Origin of the sequence: Pelomonas candidula (assembly GCF_043555985.1) — a bacterium.
In the GTDB taxonomy this organism is placed as follows: domain Bacteria; phylum Pseudomonadota; class Gammaproteobacteria; order Burkholderiales; family Burkholderiaceae_C; genus Pelomonas; species Pelomonas candidula.
Genome location: NZ_JBIGIC010000005.1, coordinates 395,639 through 412,679, shown reverse-complemented (window position 1 = coordinate 412,679; position 17,041 = coordinate 395,639). Strand labels below are relative to the sequence as shown.

Annotated in this window: 15 protein-coding genes; 7 read left to right on the top strand and 8 right to left on the bottom strand. The window is 68.2% G+C overall.

The genetic code is table 11. The annotated features are described in order from the left end of the window. Positions 1-63: 63 nt before the first annotated feature. Positions 64-1,446: a signal recognition particle protein gene (gene ffh, locus ACG04R_RS12950; RefSeq protein ID WP_394410733.1), complete on the bottom strand. Its 1,383-nt coding sequence runs from the start codon at positions 1,444-1,446 to the stop codon at positions 64-66. A 57-nt stretch (positions 1,447-1,503) separates the two neighbouring features. On the opposite strand from ffh, the gene ACG04R_RS12945 reads away from it, so the two are divergent. From ACG04R_RS12945 to ACG04R_RS12915, 7 genes are all read left to right on the top strand, one after another. Further along, positions 1,504-2,370 (top strand): cytochrome C assembly family protein, encoded by an 867-nt coding sequence (locus tag ACG04R_RS12945; RefSeq protein ID WP_394410730.1) that lies wholly within the window; start codon positions 1,504-1,506, stop codon positions 2,368-2,370. Beyond that, positions 2,367-2,615: a PP0621 family protein gene (locus tag ACG04R_RS12940; protein ID WP_394410727.1), complete on the top strand. Its 249-nt coding sequence runs from the start codon at positions 2,367-2,369 to the stop codon at positions 2,613-2,615. Before ACG04R_RS12945 ends, ACG04R_RS12940 begins: the two co-directional genes overlap by 4 nt. A 14-nt stretch (positions 2,616-2,629) precedes the next feature. Further along, positions 2,630-4,321: a sensor histidine kinase gene (locus ACG04R_RS12935; protein WP_394410723.1), complete on the top strand. Its 1,692-nt coding sequence runs from the start codon at positions 2,630-2,632 to the stop codon at positions 4,319-4,321. Then, positions 4,318-5,775 carry a sigma-54-dependent transcriptional regulator gene (locus ACG04R_RS12930; RefSeq protein ID WP_394410720.1) on the top strand — a complete coding sequence of 486 codons (1,458 nt, stop codon included), beginning with the start codon at positions 4,318-4,320 and terminating at the stop codon, positions 5,773-5,775. Before ACG04R_RS12935 ends, ACG04R_RS12930 begins: the two co-directional genes overlap by 4 nt. A 485-nt stretch (positions 5,776-6,260) precedes the next feature. Beyond that, positions 6,261-9,179 (top strand): ribonucleoside-diphosphate reductase subunit alpha, encoded by a 2,919-nt coding sequence (locus ACG04R_RS12925; protein ID WP_394410717.1) that lies wholly within the window; start codon positions 6,261-6,263, stop codon positions 9,177-9,179. Positions 9,180-9,336: 157 nt separating this feature from the next. Continuing rightward, entirely contained in the window at positions 9,337-10,497 is a 1,161-nt protein-coding gene (locus ACG04R_RS12920; RefSeq protein ID WP_394410714.1) for a ribonucleotide-diphosphate reductase subunit beta, read from the top strand. Positions 10,498-10,705: 208 nt separating this feature from the next. After that, a complete protein-coding gene (locus ACG04R_RS12915) occupies positions 10,706-11,335 on the top strand; it encodes a histone (protein ID WP_394410711.1) in 630 nt (209 codons plus the stop codon). A gap of 142 nt (positions 11,336-11,477) precedes the next feature. Here ACG04R_RS12915 and ACG04R_RS12910 read toward each other — a convergent pair whose 3' ends face one another. From ACG04R_RS12910 to ACG04R_RS12880, 7 genes are all read right to left on the bottom strand, one after another. Beyond that, positions 11,478-12,455: a zinc-ribbon and DUF3426 domain-containing protein gene (locus tag ACG04R_RS12910; RefSeq protein ID WP_394410708.1), complete on the bottom strand. Its 978-nt coding sequence runs from the start codon at positions 12,453-12,455 to the stop codon at positions 11,478-11,480. Continuing rightward, positions 12,452-13,339, bottom strand: coding sequence for a 50S ribosomal protein L11 methyltransferase (gene prmA / locus ACG04R_RS12905; protein WP_394410920.1), 888 nt, complete (start codon positions 13,337-13,339; stop codon positions 12,452-12,454). Before prmA ends, ACG04R_RS12910 begins: the two co-directional genes overlap by 4 nt. A 51-nt stretch (positions 13,340-13,390) precedes the next feature. After that, the gene (gene accC / locus ACG04R_RS12900; RefSeq protein WP_394410705.1) at positions 13,391-14,740 is read right to left on the bottom strand and encodes an acetyl-CoA carboxylase biotin carboxylase subunit; all 1,350 of its coding nucleotides are present in this window, start codon (positions 14,738-14,740) and stop codon (positions 13,391-13,393) included. Positions 14,741-14,749: 9 nt separating this feature from the next. After that, positions 14,750-15,217 carry an acetyl-CoA carboxylase biotin carboxyl carrier protein gene (gene accB / locus ACG04R_RS12895; RefSeq protein WP_394410917.1) on the bottom strand — a complete coding sequence of 156 codons (468 nt, stop codon included), beginning with the start codon at positions 15,215-15,217 and terminating at the stop codon, positions 14,750-14,752. A 58-nt stretch (positions 15,218-15,275) separates the two neighbouring features. Continuing rightward, positions 15,276-15,725 (bottom strand): type II 3-dehydroquinate dehydratase, encoded by a 450-nt coding sequence (gene aroQ, locus ACG04R_RS12890; protein WP_394410700.1) that lies wholly within the window; start codon positions 15,723-15,725, stop codon positions 15,276-15,278. Between the two features lie 129 nt (positions 15,726-15,854). Next, complete coding sequence (locus ACG04R_RS12885) at positions 15,855-16,376, bottom strand: TlpA family protein disulfide reductase (RefSeq protein WP_394410697.1); 522 nt, start codon at positions 16,374-16,376, stop codon at positions 15,855-15,857. Continuing rightward, positions 16,373-16,960, bottom strand: a complete 588-nt coding sequence (locus ACG04R_RS12880) for a hypothetical protein (RefSeq protein WP_394410694.1) — start codon at positions 16,958-16,960, stop codon at positions 16,373-16,375. The genes ACG04R_RS12885 and ACG04R_RS12880 overlap by 4 nt, the downstream gene beginning before the upstream one ends. Positions 16,961-17,041 lie beyond the last annotated feature (81 nt).

Genomic DNA, 17,041 nt, shown 5'->3' with positions numbered 1-17,041 from the left:
GGGGCAGGTGTGTGCACTTGTGTCGCCGCTGTCTGAAGACTGACGGCGACCGCTGCCGAGGGCTCAGCCCATGCCGGGCAAGCCTTTCATGCCGCCCATGCGCTTCATCATCTTCATGAGGCCGCCGCCCTTCATCTTCTTCATCATCTGCTGCATCTGGTCGAACTGGTTCAGCAGACGGTTGACGTCCTGGATCTGCACGCCGGCACCGGTGGCGATGCGGCGCTTGCGGCTGGCCTTGCTCTTGCCATCCATCAGCAGCGCGGGCTGGGCGCGTTCCTTGGCGGTCATCGCGCGCAGGATGCCCTCCATGCGCTTCATGTCGCGCTCGGCGCGGTCCATGTCGGCCTGGCCGGGCTGCTTGTTGCCCATCATGTTGGTGGGCAGCTTGTCCATCAGGCCGCCGAGGCCGCCCATCTTCTTCATCTGCGCGATCTGCTGCAGGAAGTCGTTCAGATCGAAGCCGCTGCCGCTCTTGAGCTTCTCGGCCATGGCCTGGGCCGAGGCCAGGTCGACGCTCTGCGTGACCTGCTCGACCAGGGCCACGATGTCGCCCATGCCCAGCACGCGGCCGGCATGGCGGTCGGCGTCGAAGACTTCGAGGCCGTCGATCTTCTCGGACACGCCGGCAAACTTGATCGGCGCGCCGGTGATCTGGCGCACCGACAGCGCCGCGCCGCCGCGCGAGTCGCCGTCGAGCTTGGTCAGGATGACACCGGTCAGCGGCAGCGCTTCCTTGAAGGCCTTGGCTGTGTTGACCGCGTCCTGGCCCTGCATCGCGTCGACGACGAACAGCGTCTCCACCGGGTTCAGGACTTCGTGCAGTTCCTTGATCTCGGCCATCAACGCTTCGTCGATGGCCAGGCGGCCGGCCGTGTCGACCAGCAGCACGTCGATGTAGTGGCGCTTCGCGTAGTCCAGCGCAGCCAGTGCGATGTCGCGCGGCTTCTGCTCGGGCGCCGACGGGAACCATTCGCCGCCGGCCTGCTTGGTCACCGTCTTCAGCTGCTCGATGGCAGCCGGGCGGTAGACGTCGGCGGAGACCGTCAGCACCTTCTTCTTGCGCTTCTCGATCAGATGCTTGGTGAGCTTGGCGGTCGTCGTCGTCTTGCCGGCGCCCTGCAGGCCGGCCATCAGGATGACGGCGGGGGGCTGGGCGGCAAGGTTGATGTCGGCCACGCCCTCGCCCATGGTCGCGGCGAGCTCCTTGTGGACGATGGAGACCAGCACCTGACCCGGGTTCAGCGAGCCGACGACCTCCTGGCCGAGCGCCTTCTCCTTCACGCGGGCGATGAAGTCGCGCACCACCGGCAGGGCCACGTCGGCCTCCAGCAGGGCCATGCGCACTTCGCGCAGCATGTCCTGGACGTTGCTCTCGGTGATGCGGGCCTGGCCGCGCATCGTCTTGACGAGGCGACTCAGGCGGTCGGTGAGGTTGGATGCCATCGATGGGGAGGCCTTGGGCCGCCAGAACGGCGACGGGCCAAAAGTACACTGCGACCCATGAGTTTATCGCCCGCTCTCCTGGGGGAAGCTGCCCCGGCCCAAGCCTTCGGTCCGACCGTCGCCCTGGCCGTCGCCAGCGGCCTGGCGCTGCTGGGCTATGTCTGGGTCGGCCTGCTGCGCGCCCGTGCCGGCGACGCCGAGGCCGCCACGCGCCCGCCGCTGCGCTCGGTGCCGCCCATGGCCCTGGCCTGGACGGCCCAGTTCGTCGCCCTCTACATCGACATCAGCGGCTTCGGCCTGGCCACGCCGGGCGCGCGCTTCGGCTTCGCGCCGGCGCTGTCGATGACGACCTGGCTGGTGCTGACGGTCTACCTGGTCGAAAGCCGCTTCCTGCCGCTGCACAGCGTGCGCCGCGTGCTGGCCTGGCTGGCGGCGGTGGCGGTGCTGCTGGCGTGGAGCTTCCCTGGCGAGAGCCGGCCGACGGCCGTGTCGCCGTGGGCGCCGCTGCACTGGGTGCTGGGCCTGGCGTCCTACGGGCTGTTCGGCGTGGCGGTGCTGCACGCGGCGCTGATGAGCCGCGCCGAGTCCAGGCTGCGGCAGAAGCAAGCCACGCCGGGTGGGCTGCCGCTGCTGCAGCTGGAGCGGCTGACTTTCCAGTTCGTCGCTGCCGGCGTGGGCGTGCTGTCGCTGGCCATCGTGCTGGGCTGGTGGTTCACGCCGCACTGGAAGTGGGATCACAAGAATCTGCTGGCCGTGCTGGGCTGGCTGGTGCTGACCGGCCTGCTGGTGGGCCGCCGCGTCTACGGCTGGCGCGGCCGTCGCGCGACGCGCTGGCTCTACGCCGGCGCGGCGCTGCTGTTGCTGTCCTATGCCGGCTCGCGCTTCGTACTGGAAGTCGTGCTGCAACGGGGGAGCGGCGCATGATGAAGCTGCTGCTGATGCTGGTGCTGCTGGCGGTCGTCTTCTACATGCTGGGTGCCCGCCGTGGCCGACCCGACGAGCCCGAGGCACGCAGCAAGCCGCAACCGCCCGCGCCGCCGAAAGAGATGCTGCGTTGCGCCGAATGCGGCATGCACCTGCCCGCCGACGAGGCCTTGCCCGGCCGCGGTGGCGTGTTCTGCGGCGCGGAGCACCGCAACCGCTTCGAGGCCAGGCAGGGTCAGCGTTGAGCCCGGAGTCGACGTTGCCGCCCAGCCTGGACCCGGTGTCCATCCGCGGCAGCTGGTTCGTCGAGTCGCCGCCGGCCGAGCCCGTCGACAGCGGCAGCACGGCCTTCGACCGGCTTTATCGCGCCTTCCTGGCCGCCCGCGCGGCGCTGGGGCTGGCGCTCGTCACGGCGCACCTGATCGCGTCCGTGCTGTCGGCACCGCCCGCGCACTCGACCCTGGCGCTGAGCGCGTCCTACGCGGTGGCCGCCGTCGCGCTGTGGCTGTTGCCGCAACTGCGCCGCGGCGTGACGGCGCGCAGCCTTGCGCGCATCAGCAGCCTGCACTGGTGGGCGGCCATCGGCATCGACCTGATCCTGTTCGGCGTGCTGCACGCGCTGGACCCCAGCGGCGTCAACTACGGCGCGCTGTTCGTCATGCCGGTACTGATGGCCGCCGTGCTGAGCCCGCGCCGGCTCGCGCTGGCGACGGCGGCGATGGCGACGCTGGGCCTGCTGGCGGCGGCGGCATGGTCGCTGCTGCTGGGTGTGGACGTGGGCCTCAAGACGACGCAGGCCGGCCTGGTGGGCGGTGGCCTGTTCGCGGTCAGCCTGCTGGCCGGTGAGCTGAGCGCGCGCCTGGCCCGCGAGGAAAAGGCCGCCCGCGGCAGCCTCGCGCTGGCGCGGCAGCAGGAGCTGCTGAATCGCCTCGTCATCGACGAGATGCAGGAGGGCGTGCTGGTCGTCGACCGGCGCGGTCGGGTGCGCGCGATGAACCCGGCGGCGCGAACGCTGCTGGGGGCGGCCAGCGGCGAGCTGAGCTGGCAGCTGCGCGGGCGCGGCGACTGGCGGCCGCTGGTGCTGGCGCTGGAGCAGGCCTACGTCGACAGTCGTGGCGGCGAGATCGACGTCGCCCTGCCGCTGGACAGCGGCGTCGCCCGCAGCTTGCGCTTGCGCTTGCGCTTTACGCGCCAGCGCGAAGGCAGCGAGGAACTGTGCGTGCTGTTCCTGGAGGACAACCGCGAGCTGCTGGCCCGCACGCGGCAGGAGAAGCTGGCCGCGATGGGCCGCGTGTCCGCGGGCATCGCGCACGAGATCCGCAACCCGCTGGCGGCCATCGCGCAGGCCAATGCGCTGATCGCCGAGGACGTGGCCGGTATGCGCGCCGAGCAGCTGACGCGCATGGTGGCGTCCAACGTACAGCGGCTCAAGCGCCTCGTCGACGACGTGACCGAGGTCGCGCCCGGCGTGCAGCCCGACACGCAGGCGCTGGACGTCAGCGACCTCGTGCACGAGATCTGCGTGGACTGGGTCGTCGTCAATGGCCTGGAGAGCGGCGCCGGCCACGGTGCGGGCCGCTTCCAGCTGCAGATCGAGGCACCGGGGCTGAGGGGGCTGTTCGACGCCGAGCACCTGCGCCGCGTGCTGGTCAATCTGCTGGACAACGCGCTGCGCCATGCCGACGAGGGCGCCGGCTCCGTGCGCGTGCGGCTGGCGCGCGCCGGCGACGAGCTGGATCTCGTCGTGCGCAGCGCCGGCCCGCCGGTGCCGCCGGACGTGGAGCGCCATCTGTTCGAGCCCTTCTTCTCGACACGCAGCCGCGGTTCGGGCCTGGGCCTCTATATTTGTCGTGAGCTGTGCGAGCGCCATGGCGGTCGCATCGACTACCGCCGCGCCGCCGATGCGGCTGCCAACGAGTTCAGCGTGCGCCTGCGCATGCCACCTGCATGATGACTGCCTCTCCCGTGCGCCTGCTGGTCATCGACGACGAGCCCGACCTGCGCACGCTCTACGAGCTGACCTTGCTGCGCGAGGGCTACGAGATCGACAGCGCCGGCTCGGTGGCCGAGGCGCTGGCGCACCTGGGCGCCAACCAGTACAGCGCCGTCATCACCGACATGAAGCTGCCCGACGGTTCGGGCCTGGCCGTGCTCCGCTGGCTGGAGCAGGCCGGGCGGCCCGAGAAGGCCATCGTCATCACGGCCTTCGGCTCGGCCGAGAACGCCGTCGAGGCGCTGAAGGCCGGCGCCTTCGACTACCTGACCAAGCCGGTGGACCTGCGGCAATTCCGCCTCGTCGTCGGCTCGGCGCTGGGCCGCCAGCCCGCGGCGCGCCATTCCGAGCCGGAGCCGGCGGCCGACACCGCGCCGACCGGCGCGGCGACGGCGCTGCGCCTCGTCGGCGAGTCGCACGCCATCCGTGCCGTGCGCGCGGTCATCGACAAGGTCGCGCGCAGCATGGCACCGGTGCTGGTGCAGGGCGAGTCGGGTACCGGCAAGGAGCTGGTGGCCCGAGCCATCCACGATCACGGCACGCGCGCCAGCCAGCGCTTCGTCGCCGTCAACTGCGGTGCCATCCCCGAGAACCTGCTGGAGGCCGAGTTCTTCGGCTACCGCAAGGGCGCGTTCACCGGCGCCAACGAGGACCGCGAGGGCTTTTTCCAGGCGGCGGATGGCGGAACGCTGTTCCTCGACGAGATCGGCGACCTGCCGCTTGCCATGCAGAGCAAGCTGTTGCGCGTCATCCAGGAGCGTTCGGTGCGACCGGTCGGTGCGACGGCCGAGACGCCGATCAACGTGCGCATCCTCAGCGCGACCCACAAGGACCTGGCAGCCGAGGTCGCAGCCGGCCGCTTTCGCCAGGACTTGTTCTACCGCCTCAACGTCATCCAGATCCGCGTGCCGCCCCTGCGCGAGCGGCTGGAGGACCTGGGCCTCATCAGCAATCGCGTGCTGGCCCGCATCGCGCAGGACGCCGGCGTGTCGCCGACGCCGCGGCTGACGGCCGGCGCGATGCAGACGCTGTCGCGCTATGCCTTCCCCGGCAATGTGCGCGAGCTGGAGAACCTGCTGCATCGCGCGCTGGCGCTGGCCGGCGGCGAGTGGATCGACGCCGACGACCTGGGCCTGCCCGACGCGTTGCTGGACGAGGGCCGCAGCGAATCGCAGTTCGCGGCGCTGGAGACGCCGCCGGCGATGGCGCCGGTGGCCGAGGGCCTGTCGCTGCCGGAGCAGTTGCCCAGCGACCTGGCGCTCTATCTCGACGAGGTCGAGCGCGCCATCCTGCTGCGGGCACTGGAGCAGCACCGCTTCAACCGCACGGCAGCGGCGGCCAGCCTGGGCCTGTCGCTGCGCCAGATCCGCTACCGCATGGCGCGGCTGGCGATCTCGGCTGGCGACAGTTGAGGCAAAAAAGCCTTCTCGGGATTTGCCCTGCTTGAATCCCGAGAGGCCTGCGCAGGCCTCTCGGCAAACCCAGCAACGGCGCGGCTTTGCGGCCCGCTTCGGCCCGCCAGCCCAGTGCTGATGCGGGCTTCGCGGGCCGAGTCCCGATCTGATCGGGGATCGGCGCGCGCGGCGGTTTTGTCCAGGGGAATCAGTGCCCGGGTTGACACTAGGGATGTGGCCTCCCCGCGGGGTCAAGCACTAGATATAGTGTTCTCTCGTGATATCCTGCTGACCCAGTCGACCCCATGACCCTCTTCCCGGAATCGCTGTTTGCCGTGGCCTGGCCACGGTGGCAATGCACCCGGGAACCCCGCCGGAACGCCGGTTGGGCAATGGAGCGACCGGGCCGAAACACCTCCATCCAAGCAACGCGCGACGCGTCGATCCGTCACCGGGTCTGTGCCGCGCATTTGCCCGTCATTTCTCGTTAAAAGGATTCCCTCATGCTGCATGAAGCCGCCACGGGCCAGGCTGCTCCCGCCTCGGTCTCCCCGGTCGCGTTTGGATCCGACGCTGCCGCCACCCCCAGCGCCCCCGCGCTGACGAGCTATCAGGCCTACCAGATCATTCGCCGCAACGGCGCCGTGGTCTCGTTCGAGCCGAGCAAGATCGCCGTTGCGCTGATGAAGGCCTTCCTGGCCGTGCACGGCACCAGCGGTGCGGCCTCGGCCAGCGTGCGCGAGACGGTGGAACAGCTGACCCAGAACGTCGTGCGCGCGCTGCTGCGCTCGCGCCCGAGCGGCGGCACCTTCCACATCGAGGACGTGCAGGACCAGGTTGAGCTGGGCCTGATGCGCAGCAGCAACCACGAAGTTGCCCGCGCCTACGTGCTGTACCGCGAGCGCCGCGCGCAGGAACGCGCCGCGCACGGCGAGGCCGCCCGCGCCGCCGAGCCGCAGTTGATGGTCGTCGACGGTGGCGAGCGCCGCCCGCTGGACCTGGGTGCGCTGAAGTCGCTGATCGCCTCGGCTTGCGAGAACCTCGGCGCCGACGTCCGCCCCGAGCCGGTGCTGGCCGAAACCCAGCGCAACCTGTACGACGGCGTCGTCATCGACGAGGTCTACAAGGCTGCCATCCTGGCCGCCCGCACGCTGATCGAGAAGGACCCGGGCTACAGCCGCGCCACGGCCCGCCTGCTGCTGCACACGATCCGTCGCGAGATCATTGGCGGCGAGGTCACGCAGGCCGAGATGCAGTCGCGCTACGCCGAGTACTTCCCCGGCTACATCAAGAAGGGCATCGCTGCCGAGCTGCTGGACGAGAAGCTGGGCCAGTACGACCTGGCCCGCCTCGGTGCCGCGCTGAAGGCCGAACGTGACCTGCAGTTCGACTACCTCGGCCTGCAGACGCTGTACGACCGCTACTTCCTGCACATCGCCGACACCCGCATCGAGATGCCGCAGGCCTTCTTCATGCGCGTGGCCATGGGCCTGGCGCTGAACGAGATCGACCGCGAAGCCCGCGCCATCGAGTTCTATGAAGTGCTGTCCAGCTTCGACTTCATGTCCAGCACGCCGACGCTGTTCAACAGCGGCACGCGCCGCTCGCAGCTGTCCAGCTGCTACCTGACGACGGTGGCCGACGACCTCGACGGCATCTACGAGGCGCTGAAGGAGAACGCGCTGCTGAGCAAGTTCGCCGGCGGCCTGGGCAACGACTGGACGCCCGTGCGTGCCCTCGGCTCGCACATCAAGGGCACCAACGGCAAGTCGCAAGGCGTCGTGCCCTTCCTGAAGGTCGTCAACGACACGGCCGTCGCCGTGAACCAGGGCGGCAAGCGCAAGGGTGCCGTCTGCGCCTATTTGGAGTCGTGGCACCTGGACATCGAAGAGTTCCTGGATCTGCGCAAGAACACCGGCGACGACCGCCGCCGCACGCACGACATGAACACGGCGAACTGGATTCCCGACCTGTTCATGAAGCGTGTGCTCGAAGGCGGTGACTGGACGCTGTTCAGCCCCTCCACCTGCCCGGACCTGCACGACAAGTTCGGCAAGGCTTTCGAGGAGGCTTATGTGGGTTATGAGCGCAAGGTCGATAGCGGCGAGCTGAAGCTGTTCAAGCGCATGCCGGCCAAGGACCTGTGGCGCAAGATGCTCTCGATGCTGTTCGAGACGGGCCACCCCTGGATCACGTTCAAGGACGCCTGCAACGTGCGCAGCCCGCAACAGCACGTCGGCGTCGTGCACTCGTCCAACCTGTGCACCGAGATCACGCTGAACACCAACGACAGCGAGATCGCCGTCTGCAACCTCGGTTCCGTCAACCTGGCCCAGCACCTGAAGGATGGCCAGATCGACCAGGCCAAGCTGAAGAAGACCGTGCGCACGGCGATGCGCATGCTCGACAACGTCATCGACATCAACTACTACGCCGTCAAGAAGGCGCGCGACTCGAACCTGCGTCATCGTCCGGTGGGCCTGGGCATCATGGGCTTCCAGGACGCGCTGTACGCGCTGCGCACGCCCTACGCGTCCGAAGCTGCCGTCGAGTTCGCCGACCGCTCGATGGAAGCCGTCTGCTATCACGCCTACTGGGCGTCGACCGAGCTGGCCGAGGAGCGTGGCCGCTATTCCTCGTACAAGGGCTCGCTGTGGGACCGCGGCATCCTGCCGATCGACTCGCTGGACCTGCTGGCCGAAGCCCGCGGCGGCTACGTCGACGTGGACCGCTCGACGACGCTGGACTGGGACGCACTGCGCGGCCGCATCGCCAGCTTCGGCATGCGCAACAGCAACTGCGTGGCCATCGCGCCGACCGCGACCATCTCCAACATCATCGGCGTGGACGCGTCGATCGAGCCCTGCTTCGGCAACCTGTCGGTCAAGTCCAACCTGTCGGGCGAGTTCACGGTCATCAACGAATCGCTGGTGCGTGACCTGAAGGCGCTGGGCCTGTGGGACGACGTGATGGTCATGGACCTCAAGCACTTCGACGGCTCGCTGCGCCGCATCGACCGTGTGCCCGAGGACATCAAGGCGCTGTATGCGACGGCCTTCGAGGTCGACACCTCGTGGCTGATCGAAGCCGGTGCCCGCCGCCAGAAGTGGATCGACCAGGCGCAGAGCCTGAACATCTACATGGCGGGCGCGTCGGGCAAGAAGCTCGATGAGACGTACAAGCTCGCGTGGCAGCGCGGCCTGAAGACGACCTACTACCTGCGCACGATCAGCGCGACGCAGGCCGAGAAGAGCACGGTCACGCGCTCGGGTCAGCTCAACGCGGTGTCGTCCGGCGCTGCGCCGGTGATGGCTGCGCCCGCCGCCGCGGTCGCGCCGGTTGCCGCCGTCGAGCCCGAACTGCCGGCCACGGACATGAAGTTCTGCGCGATTGACGACCCCGGTTGCGAGGCCTGTCAGTAATTGAAGCGGCATCGCGAGCTTGTATAGACAAGTTCGCGATGTCTGTTTTCGATGCCCTCGCGCAACAAACTTTGCGCGAATGATGCAAATAGCAGTCGCTGGTTCTTGTTTGTTGGCACCAGCACTGCCGATAATTCGAAGTGATAGGAAAGACACCATGCTGGATTGGGACGAAGACCTGAAGTCCACTGATACCCACACCGCGAAGCCTCTCGCGGTCACGCCTTCGGCGACAACGTCGCACGGAGCTGCCAGCGTCTCCATCCCCGCTCCCCAGCTGTCCGGCGAGTCCACGACCGCGCGTCGCGTGAAGGCTGCCGACAAGCGCATCATCAACGGCCAGACCGACGTCAACCAGCTGGTGCCGTTCAAGTACAAGTGGGCCTGGGAGAAGTACCTCGCCACCTGCGCCAATCACTGGATGCCGCAGGAAGTGAACATGAGCCGCGACATCGCGCTCTGGAAGGACCCCAACGGCCTGACCGACGACGAGCGCCGCATCATCAAGCGCAACCTCGGCTTCTTCGTCACCGCCGACTCGCTGGCCGCCAACAACATCGTGCTGGGCACCTACCGCCACATCACGGCGCCCGAGGCTCGCCAGTTCCTGCTGCGCCAGGCCTTCGAGGAAGCGATCCACACGCACGCCTACCAGTACATCGTGGAGTCGCTCGGCCTCGACGAGAGCGAGATCTTCAACGCGTACAACGAAGTCCAGTCCATCCGCGATAAGGACGAGTTCCTGATCCCCTTCATCGAGGCGATCATGAAGCCGGACTTTCACACCGGCACGCCCGAGACCGACCAGACGCTGTTGAAGTCGCTGATCGTCTTCGCCTGCCTGATGGAAGGCATGTTCTTCTACGTCGGCTTCACGCAGATCCTCGCGATGGGCCGCCAGAACAAGATGACCGGCGCGGCCGAGCAGTACCAGTACATCCTGCGCGACGAGTCGATGCACTGCAACTTCGGCATCGACCTGATCAACCAGATCAAGCTCGAGAACCCGCACCTGTGGACGGCCGAGTTCAAGGCCGAGATCAAGGCGCTGTTCCTGAAGGCTGTCGAGCTGGAATACCGCTACGCCGAGGACACCATGCCGCGTGGCGTGCTGGGTCTCAACGCCTCGATGTTCAAGGGCTATCTGCGCTTCATCGCGAATCGTCGCGCGGTGCAGATCGGCCTCGAAGCCCTGTTCCCGAACGAAGAAAACCCCTTCCCGTGGATGTCCGAGATGATCGACTTGAAGAAGGAACGCAACTTCTTCGAGACCCGTGTCATCGAGTACCAGTCGGGCGGGGCACTGAGCTGGGACTGAGTCCCAGCCATCACAAGATCAAGACCTGGCCAATGCAGTCACCGAGCGAAACCCGCATCAACACGCACGACGTGGCGGGGCTGCATGGCGATCCGATTCATCGTACCGAGGCGTTCCTCCTGAGCGACTCTCGGACGGTGAATAGCCGTATCCGCACGGACCGGTCCGTGCGGGGCGGTGACTTTTCCACTTGATCAAGGAGAAAACCATGGCAACTGCGAAGAAAGCTCCGGCCAAGAAGGCCGCTGCAACCCCGGTGAAGAAGGCCGCCGCCAAGAAGGCTGCTGCTCCGGCGAAGAAGGCCGCTCCGGCCAAGAAGGCCGCTGCGCCCGCCAAGAAGGCCGCTGCGCCCGCCAAGAAGGCCGCTGCGCCCGCCAAGAAGGCCGCTGCAACCCCGGTGAAGAAGGCCGCCGCCAAGAAGGCTGCTGCTCCGGCGAAGAAGGCCGCTCCGGCCAAGAAGGCTGCTGCTCCGGCGAAGAAGGCCGCTCCGGCCAAGAAGGCTGCCTCCACTCCGGTGAAGAAGGCCGCTGCCAAGAAGGCCGCTCCGGCCAAGAAGGCCGCTGCGCCCGCCAAGAAGGCTGCCGCCCCCAAGAAGGCTGCTGCCAAGCCTGCCGCGAAGCCGGCTGCCAAGAAGGCCGCTGCTGCCAAGCCGGCTGCCAAGGCTGCCGCAAAGCCCGCTGCGAAGCCTGCCGCCAAGAAGGCTGCTGCTCCGAAGAAGGCTGCTGCTGCCAAGCCTGCCCCTGCCGCCAAGCCTGCCGCTGCTGCGCCCGCTCCTGCCGCCAAGACGGCGCTGAGCCCGCAAGCCGCGTGGCCTTTCCCCACCGGCAACAAGCCCTAAGCGTTTGTCTGAACGGGCGGTCTGACTGCCCGTTTCCTCACGCGCGAAACCCGGCCCGCTCACGCGGTGCCGGGTTTTTTATTGGCTGTTCGTCGGGGCAGGGCTGCCCGCCGCTGCTCGGGCCGGGCGAGAAGCGCCGTGCTCAGGGGTAGAACGCGATGACGTTGTAGCCGCTGACGCGCTGACTACCGGTGCTGAAGCTGAACGACAGTGCCTGCTCGGACTCGGCGCCCACCTGCTTCAGCTGCGGCGTCAGCGCGTCCGGCCCGACCACGCGGCGGGCGAACGGCGCGCCGCTGGCATCCGTCAGGCTGAGCTCGATCCATGGCGCCGCCACGTCCACGCCGGTCTTGTTGCGCAGCGACAGGTTGAGCTTGTAGCCGCTGCTGCCCACCGGGTTCAGCGACGTCGATTCGATGCTGAGCGCCTCGATGCGTCGCCACGGCCGGACTTCGCAGCCGAACGTGCCGCACAGCGCCTGCAGCCCTGCGCGAAGCGGGGGATGCAGCGCGGCGAGCGCGTCGCGGAAGTGCAGCGTGACCTGCAGCGCCAGCAGCGCCGCCAGCAGCATGGACACCACCCCGAGCGCGATGCGGACGGCAGGCCGGTTCCAGCGTGCGGTGCTCTCCGCGCGGCGCATGAACTCCGGCACCACGGCCTGCGGGGCGGCCGCAGGCGCAGCGGTCATCTGCGCTGAAAAATCGTCCGACGGACGAGAAGACGGCTTCGGCGGTTCGACGGCGGGCTCCGCGTCGATCCAGCGCGGCTCCTGCCGGGTTTCCTCGTTGGTCGGCCAGCCCGTCGGCAGCGCGTCGTGGCGCAAGGTGGGTTCGGGCTCGGGCGGCGGCATCCATACCGGCTCGGGAGGGGGCGGCGGTGGCGGTGGAGGAGGCGGCGGTGGTGGCGGAGGAGGCTCGATGACCGGCGCAGGCGTGGGTGCCGGTGCGAAAGCCGGCGGCCAGGGCGGTGGCGTTTCCTGCTCGATGTCGAACAGCAGCTCGCGGGCGTCGAAGATCTCGGCGCAGCGACCGCAGCGTACCCAGCCGTCGGAAACGCGCAGCTGGTCCTCGACGATCCTGAAGATCGTGCCGCAGGCGGTGCAGCGCGTTGCGAGGCTCATGCGGCGCGCTGTGCCGTCATGAGAATCCAGCCGTCCTCCTCGTCGCTGACTTCCAGTGCCAGCCAGGGCGCGTAGGCCGCCTTCAGCTCGTCCGCCTGGCGCGACAGGATGCCAGCCAGGATCAGGTGGCCGCCGGGCGCGACGTGTGCGCACAGCAGCGGTGCCAGCAGCTTCAGCGGGATGGCCAGGATGTTGGCGATGACCAGCGGGTACTCGCCGTGGGCAAGGTCGGGCAGGCCGGGGTTGATCGCGACGCGGTTGGCCGTCGCGTTGTCGCGCGACGAGGTGACGGCTGCCGGGTCGATGTCGACGGCGTCGATGTCATGGGCGCCGTGCAGCGCCGCGCCGATGGCCAGGATGCCCGAGCCGCAGCCGTAGTCCAGCACGCGCGGCCATTTCTGCGCGTTCTTCGCGATCCAGCGCAGGCACATGCGTGTCGTCGGGTGCGTGCCGGTGCCGAAGGCCAGGCCGGGGTCCAGGCGCATGACACGCTGGGCTTGCGGCGGCGCCTCGTGCCAGCTCGGCACGATCCAGAAGTCCGGCGTGATCTCGACCGGCGCGAACTGGCTTTGCGTGATGCGCACCCAGTCCTGCTCGGGCACGGTCTGGATGGCCTGCACGTGCACGTCCGCGGCCCATTCCTGGGCCAGGATCAACGTCGCGGCTTCGGTGGCCTCGGGCTCCGACGGGAACAAGGCCTTGACGACCGAGCGTTCCCAACCAGCCGCCGGTGCGGGCATGTTCGGTTCGCCGAACAGGGCCCGCTCGGCGTCGGTGTCGGCATCGGCGTCCTCGACGGACACTGCCAGCGCGTCGATCTCCATCAGCGCATCGCTGACGATCTCGACGTCGGCTTCGCGGCAGACCAGCGCAAGTTCAAACAAGTTGCTCATGCGCCTATTGTCCCGCGACTGCCGAGGCTCGCCGCGGTCGGCTCATCGTTTATGCGCGGCCATCCAGCCTTCGAGGTAGTGGATCGACGTGCCACCTTCGATGAACTTGGCGTCGGCCATCAGCTCGCGGTGCAGCGGGATGTTGGTCTGGATGCCTTCGACCACCGTCTCGCTCAGCGCGATGCGCATGCGTGCCAGGGCCTGCTCGCGCGTGTCGCCGTGAACGATGATCTTGCCGATCATGGAGTCGTAGTTGGGCGGCACGAAGTAGTTCGTGTACGCATGCGAGTCCACGCGCACGCCGGGGCCGCCGGGCGCGTGCCACATCGTGATGCGGCCGGGCGACGGGATGAACTTGACCGGGTCTTCCGCGTTGATGCGGCACTCGATCGCGTGGCCGCGCATCTCGATCTGGCGCTGCGTGAACGGCAGCTTCTCGCCTGCAGCGATCTTGATCTGCTGCTGCACGATGTCGATGCCGGTGACGAGCTCGGTGACCGGGTGCTCCACCTGCACGCGCGTGTTCATCTCGATGAAGTAGAACTCGCCGTTCTCGTAGAGGAACTCGAACGTGCCGGCGCCGCGGTAGCCCATCTTCTTGCAGGCGGCGGCGCAGCGGTCGCCGACCTTCTCGATGTTGCGGCGGGGGATGCCGGGTGCCGGCGCTTCCTCGATGATCTTCTGGTGCCGGCGCTGCATGGAGCAATCGCGCTCGCCCAGCCAGACGGCGTTCTTGAAGGTGTCGGCCAGCACCTGGATCTCCACGTGGCGTGGGTTCTCCAGGAACTTCTCCATGTAGACCTCGGGGTTGCCGAAGGCCGCACCGGCTTCGGCACGGGTCGTCTGCACGGCGTGCACCAGGGCTGCCTCGGTGTGGACGACGCGCATGCCGCGACCGCCACCACCGCCGGCTGCCTTGATGATGACCGGGTAGCCCACCGAGCGGGCGATGCGGATGATCTCCTTCGGATCGTCCGGCAGTGCGCCTTCCGAGCCGGGCACGCAGGGCACGCCGGCGCGGATCATGGCCTGCTTGGCCGAGACCTTGTCGCCCATCATGCGGATGGACTCGGGCGTCGGGCCGATGAAGGTGAAGCCGCTGCGCTCGACGCGCTCGGCGAAATCGGCGTTCTCGGACAGGAAGCCGTAGCCGGGGTGGATGGCCTCGGCATCGGTCACCTCGGCCGTCGCGATGATGGCCGGCATGCTGAGGTAGCTCTGCGCCGACGGCGCGGGGCCGATGCAGACCGCCTCGTCGGCCAGGCGCACGTACTTGGCGTCGCGGTCGGCCTCGGAGTAGACGACGACGGACTTGATGCCGAGTTCACGGCACGCTCGCTGGATGCGCAGCGCGATCTCGCCCCGGTTGGCGATAAGAACCTTCTTGAACATCAGAAGTCCTTATTCGATGACGAACAGCGGCTGTCCGAACTCGACAGCCTGGCCGTTCTCGACCAGGATCTTCGTGATCGTGCCGGACTTGTCGGCCTCGATCTCGTTCATGATCTTCATGGCCTCGATGATGCAGATGGCTTCGCCTTCCTTGATCTGCTGGCCGAGTTCGCCGAAAGGCTTGGCGTTGGGGCTGGAGGCACGATAGAAGGTGCCGACCATGGGCGACTTGACGACGTGGCCGGTCTCGACAGCGGCGGCGGGGGCTGCAGCGGCGGCAACCGGGGCTGCAACGGGTGCGGCAGCGGCCGTGACAGGAGCCACGGGCGCTGCGGCGTAGACCGGCTGCGCTGCCACGGCGGCGGCCGGGTCGGTCTTGACGATGCGGACCTTGCCGTCGGCCTCGGTGATTTCCAGTTCGGAGATGTTCGATTCCGAGACCAGGTCGATCAGGGTTTTGAGCTTGCGCAGGTCCATCATGGCTCCAGGCGATGTTGTTGTTGTGGGGAAGGAAAAGGAAGGCCGGCTGCCTGGGTCAGGCGCCGACCGCTCCCAACGATGCGAGGGCGTGGCGCACGGCCAGGCGGTAGCCGTTGGCGCCCAGGCCGCAAATGACGCCCACCGCCAGATCACTCAGATAGCTGTGATGGCGGAAGGGCTCGCGGCGGTGGATGTTGGACAGGTGGACTTCGATGAACGGCAGCGACACGCCGGCCAGCGCGTCGCGGATGGCGACGCTGGTGTGCGTGTACGCGGCCGGGTTGATGACGATGAAGCGCGTGCCGTCGGTGCGCGCGGCCTGGATACGGTCGACCAGGGCACCTTCGTGGTTGCTCTGGAAACTGGTCAGGCTGGCGCCGGCTTCGGTGGCGATCGCGCTCAGTTCGGCGTCGATCTGAGACAGGGTCTGCGAGCCGTAGACCTCGGGCTCGCGGGTGCCGAGCAGGTTGAGGTTGGGGCCGTGCAGGACGAGAACTTGCATCAAACACGTGGCGGGCCGCCGGGCCTGAACGGTCTAGAGAACCGCCACTAAATTGAGGAAGGGCGAACTTTACGCGTTTTGGGACCGAAATCCTGCGGGATTGGGGAAATTCTGGGGTCGAGGCCCAGAGCCTCAGCTTTTGGCCAGCTGACGCAGGTCTTCGAGCCTGCTGACGCCCAGGCGGCGCCAACTGATCTCGCCCGTCTCGTCGAAGACCACGGAAAACGGCAGGCCGCCAGCGGGGTTGCCCAGCTCGCGTACCAGCGACAGGCCCTGCGGACCAGCCAGGGCGATGGGGAAGTCCAGCGGCGTCTTTTTCAGGAAGGCGGTGACCGGCTCGGCCTGGTCCACCGCGAGTCCCAGCACCTGCCAGCCCTTGGTCTTGGCCTCGCCGTAGAACTGGTTGATCTCGGGCAGTTCCTTGACGCAGGGCGGGCACCAGGTGGCCCAGAAGTTGACGAGCAGCGGCTTGCCGCGCCAGCGAGCGACGTCCAACTCGGCGCCGTCGATGCCTGGGAAGCGCCTGGCCCAGAAGGCCTGGGCAACAGGGGAGGCCGCCGGCGGGTTCAGCTTGCGCCAGGCGAAGGAGGCGCCCAGTGCGGCGGCGCCGGCGCCGGCGCCAGCGAGGATGAGGCGGCGGGTGGGAGAAGTCATGCCTGGGATTCCTCCAGCAGGATTTGCAGCGTGCCCAGGTCGCCTCGCTCGGTCAGGCCGCGGGCGTCGGGCTTGAGGGCACCGCGCAGGTCGTCGAAGTCCAGGATCGTCAGGCAGATCGTCACGCGTTCCTGCAGCGCGGGGCAGGGCGCGTCCAGCACCAGCATGTCGACGGTGCGGCCCCTGGGACCTTGGGTTTCCGCGGTGTCGAAGTCCACGCCGCGGTCCAGCAGTGCGATCTCGGCAGCCTTGCTGTCATCGCAGTAGAGCTGCAGGTGGATGTTGGACAGGCGCGTGGCCGTGCCGCGCCAGACGGCGCCGGTCAGGTGGGGGCGGAACTCGGCCAGCCGCGCCATCCAGACCGCGGCCAGCTCGCGCAGCGCGCGCAGCTCGGCCGGCTGCGTGTCGGCGTGGAAGATGGCGATGTGCTCGCGCACGGCGTCCTCGACCTCGTCGTTGCCGGGTAGCGCGGCGCGCGGCGCGCCGAGGTCACGGGCGGCGCGCTGCTTGGCGGGGCCCCAGTCCATGCCTTCATCGACGATGAGGCGAGCCGCCGCTGCAGCGATTTCCTCGGTGGTGTTCATGCTGTCTTTCGGGCCGGGGGCCGGGCCGCCCCAAGCCGGCCCGCAGCGGCGATGTGCGAGCGGGGCTGCTCCCGCAAGCAT